Source organism: Nonomuraea lactucae (genome assembly GCF_003313395.1).
GTDB classification, from domain to species: Bacteria; Actinomycetota; Actinomycetes; order Streptosporangiales; family Streptosporangiaceae; genus Nonomuraea; species Nonomuraea lactucae.
The window spans coordinates 1-3,723 of record NZ_QNFZ01000724.1; the positions used below are offsets into that span (position 1 = coordinate 1).

At 69.0% G+C, this 3,723-nt stretch carries 3 protein-coding genes; 2 read left to right on the forward strand and 1 reads right to left on the reverse strand.

What is annotated here, in order from left to right; all coding sequences use genetic code 11:
* Positions 1-312: 312 nt before the first annotated feature.
* Positions 313-1,728: a type VII secretion protein EccB gene (gene eccB, locus DQW85_RS26105; protein WP_113702590.1), complete on the reverse strand. Its 1,416-nt coding sequence runs from the start codon at positions 1,726-1,728 to the stop codon at positions 313-315.
* Positions 1,729-1,906: 178 nt separating this feature from the next.
* Here eccB and DQW85_RS26110 point away from each other — a divergent pair, with 178 nt between their 5' ends.
* Together DQW85_RS26110 and DQW85_RS26115 are read left to right on the forward strand one after the other, a co-directional pair.
* Positions 1,907-2,260: a hypothetical protein gene (locus tag DQW85_RS26110; protein WP_113702591.1), complete on the forward strand. Its 354-nt coding sequence runs from the start codon at positions 1,907-1,909 to the stop codon at positions 2,258-2,260.
* Between the two features lie 8 nt (positions 2,261-2,268).
* Complete coding sequence (locus DQW85_RS26115) at positions 2,269-3,564, forward strand: WXG100 family type VII secretion target (RefSeq protein WP_113702592.1); 1,296 nt, start codon at positions 2,269-2,271, stop codon at positions 3,562-3,564.
* The last annotated feature ends 159 nt before the right edge of the window (positions 3,565-3,723 follow it).

Below are 3,723 nucleotides of genomic sequence, written 5' to 3' on the forward strand. Positions count from 1 at the left end.
CCCGTACTGCCAACTCCCCCAGTACTCCGACTCGCGCCCCGCCACCCTCAACGCCGCCCCCTTCAACGCCGCCTCCCTCAACGCCGCCACCGCCACTGCCAGCACCGCCACCAACGGCACCGCCACCGCCAACCGCTCAACCCCACTCACACCGCACCTCGCCCCGCCCGTTACCCACCAACGTCGGCCCGGCAGCGTGGGCCCCCACCTCATCAGCCCGGCAACGTCGGCTCGGCAGCATCGCCCCCCTCATCGGCCAGGCGCCAAAAGTCCGCACAACCCACCCAACAGCCGACCTCCATCTTCGGCCGCCTACTGCGTGATCTTGACCGGCGTCCGCGCCGCCGCCGGATCCAGCCTCGGCCCTTCAGGGATCATGTGCAGCAACTGCGCCGGCAGAGGCGCCACCACGCTGGCGTCGTACCCGAACGTCTCCAACTGAGCCGCCGACACCAACGGAAAGCGCCGGTTCTGTTCGGTGACCAGGTAGTACGTGTTGATGGCCGACAGCTGGCCGTCGTTGGGCAGCAGCCCCGCCACGGCCGCCCCGCCGTGCGGCATCACGATCTGGTCGAAATGCTCCTGGCCGCCGGTCGCCCGCGGCACCGGGATGGTGATCCGCGCACCGCTGGTGATCTTCGCCCGCGTCGACCCCTTCTGCGTGTCGGCGTAGACCGCGCACAGTGGGGCGTTCGCCGCAGGCGTGATCACCTTGGGCATCGTCGTCGGCAACCCTCCCCCCAGAAGCTGAATCCTGGACCGGGCGGCGTTCGCCGTGGCGGCGTCGATGGTGATCGGCTCGACCGGGCGCGAGCCGTACGCCTTCCTGCTGGCCGGGTCGTTGCGCAACAGCGTCGCCTGCGTGACGGTGATCGCCGCGAGGCCGTCCTCGGCGAGCACGTACCAGCGGTCCGAGCTGCCGGCCATGCCCGGCGACAGGAAGATCTGCCCGACCCGCGCCCGACCGCCGTCCGGACTGCGCACCGACTTGCCCCGGTTCGGGATGGAAGGTGCGCGGAAGTCGCGTCCGGTGGGGATCGCGTTGATCCATGCGGCGGGCACCTTGCGGAGCGCGGTGGCGCCGAGCGCGCTGATCCCTTCGGGGCCCACCTTCATCCTCATGTCGCCCCAGATCACCCAGCCCTGCTGCTGCTCGTCGGTGACGACCATCGCGCCGTTCCCGACCGGCGCCCCGCCGACGTCCATGCCGCCCACCAGGGTCACGTACGTCTTGGCGACGCCCACCGCGTCGGTCGTCTGGCCCACGCACACCGACCAGGGCCCCTTGACCAGCCTGTCCTTGGCCGGCAGGGAGTCGGGCGCGCCGGCGATGCCCACGTACGGACCCCTGTCGAAGCCCGCCAGCGAGGCCGCCGACACGTTGCGCACCTTCACGGTGGCCGTGTCCAGCAGAAGCCGCGCCGAGACGTAGTTGGCCACGGGCAGCAGTCTCCGCTCCTGCTGGCTGTAGACGTACTTGGCCCCGCTCTCCTCCTCGACCAGCAATTGGCCGGGGTCGGTCAGCTTCGTCGCGTTCCCGGGCTTGAGCATGCCCCAGATGCCGAAGCCCGCGGTCACGAGGACCGCGACGAGCAGCCCGCAGAACATCGCCACCGTGTGGCGGCGCATGGGGGACTCGGGCACGTCCGGTTCTGCCTGGAGCAGCGCCATGCCCAGGCGCTGCATCATCAAGCGGTGGGCCTGGTAGAGGTCCTTCCGGGTCTGCATGCCGCCGCCGCTCCGTTCCGATCAGGGTCCCGGCCCATGTTACGCATGAGGGACATGGTGGATATGTCAACTTCTGTACGACGTGGTGGTGCCACGAGTAAAGTTGCGATCAAGCACCCTTGGGGAGGATGTCGTGGCTGTTGAGAATCACCGGTCTTGTGGGCAGAAATGGCCCGGCATGGACGCGGAGCGAGACAACGTCAAGTATCCGGAGAATCCCCGGGAACGCTTCGACCAGCTCGCCACCCTCCTGGAGGACGAGCTGAAGGACCTCGTGGGGCAGAAGAAGGGCTCCCTGAACGACCTGACGGTCAACGGAAGCCTCGCCTCCTTCGAGGCGCAGGTTAAGCGCATCGCGCGCTGGGAGGGCGGCCGCTCGTTCACCGGCACCGTCCGGCTGGGCCACGATGAGCTGACCGACATCTACGCCCAGGTCAACGAGAAGTTCCGGATCGCCATCGCGCTGGTGCGCGCCGGCGGTGGCGGCTACCAGAAGACCGACAACTCCACCTTCGGCAACCCCACCATCTAGGCGACGTCATGGCGGACTCCACGAAGAAGACGCATTGGATCAAGACGAGCTGCGGCAACTTCGACGTCGACGACGACGGCAGAAGTGTCGCGGAGGTCAAGGACTTCATCACGTCGCTCGATCCCGTGGGCGTAGAGACGGCCGCCACCGCCTACATCGACGCCTCGACCAAGCTGGCCGCCACCCTCGACGTGATCGACGAGGTCAGCGGCGAGCTGGCCAAGATCTGGGAAGGCGAGGCGTCCGTCGAGGCGCAGAAGGCCCTGCGGCTCCTCCACGACACGATCATCAACCTCTCCACCGGGCTCGACCACATGGGCAAGCCTTTGGAGACGCTGGGCGCCAAGATCCGCGAACACAAGGACTTCGTGGAGAACGGCACCGCCACCTGGAGCAATCCGATCGGTGACCCGGGCAGCTGGGACGACTCCATGCCCGGCTACTTCCGCACGATCGACAAGGGCTGGGAGTGGGGGTCGCAGGACGAGCTGGCCGGGCAGCACCTCAGGGCGCTCACCAAGGATCTGTACGAGAGCCATGTCCGTTTCCCGGACTATGTGCAGAAGGAACTGCCCAACATCCAGGATTCGACCGTGCCCGGCCCCGACACCACCAAGGTCGACACTCCGCACATTCCACGAGTCAACCCCGCCTCCTACAACGGCGACCTGTCGGGCATCGGCTCCGGCCAGAACGGCCTCAACCGGTCCGGCTACCCGGACGGCTCCGACTTCGGCCGGACCGGCCTGGACGGCACGAACGATCCCCGCTTCCCCGACGGCACCCGCGACCCCGACCAGCTCCGCCTCCCCGGTGACCAGAACGGCCCAGGCGATCCCACCAACCAGGGCACCGGCCGCCCCGACCAGAACGGCCAGCCCGGCGTGTCGTCCACGAACCCCAAGTTCCCCGACAACCCGAACGGCACGCACCTGAACGGCACCGACCCCCGCTCCACCAACCTCTCCGACTACACGCCCCCGAAGATCGACAACTCACCGAACTCCCCCTTCTCGCCGACGTCCACCAACCCGTCCACCTCGTACGCACCCAACTCCAGCCCGATCTCTGGCACCGGTCCCGGCACCGGCTTGGGCCACGGCCTGACCGCCGGCGACGCCGCCGCCCTCCGCGCCGCCAACGGCGCGAACGGCACAGGCGGCATGGGCATGCCCATGCTCCCCCTGGGCGCCACCGGCACAGGCGGCGAGGAGCGCACGAACGAGACGTCGACGTGGCTGAAAGAGGAGGACGATGTCTGGGTCGGCAAACTCGAAAACGTTGTGGACGGCCAAATCGGCTAACCACCCCTCCGCCCCTCCAGCCCACCCGAGCCCGCAGGCCCGCCCCGGCCCTGCCCCGGCCCGAGTACCCGCCTGGCCCCGCGCGTACCGGCCTCGGCCCGAGTACCCGCCTCGGCCCGCGCACCTGGCATGCAAGGGCACCCGCCCCGCCCGCGCACC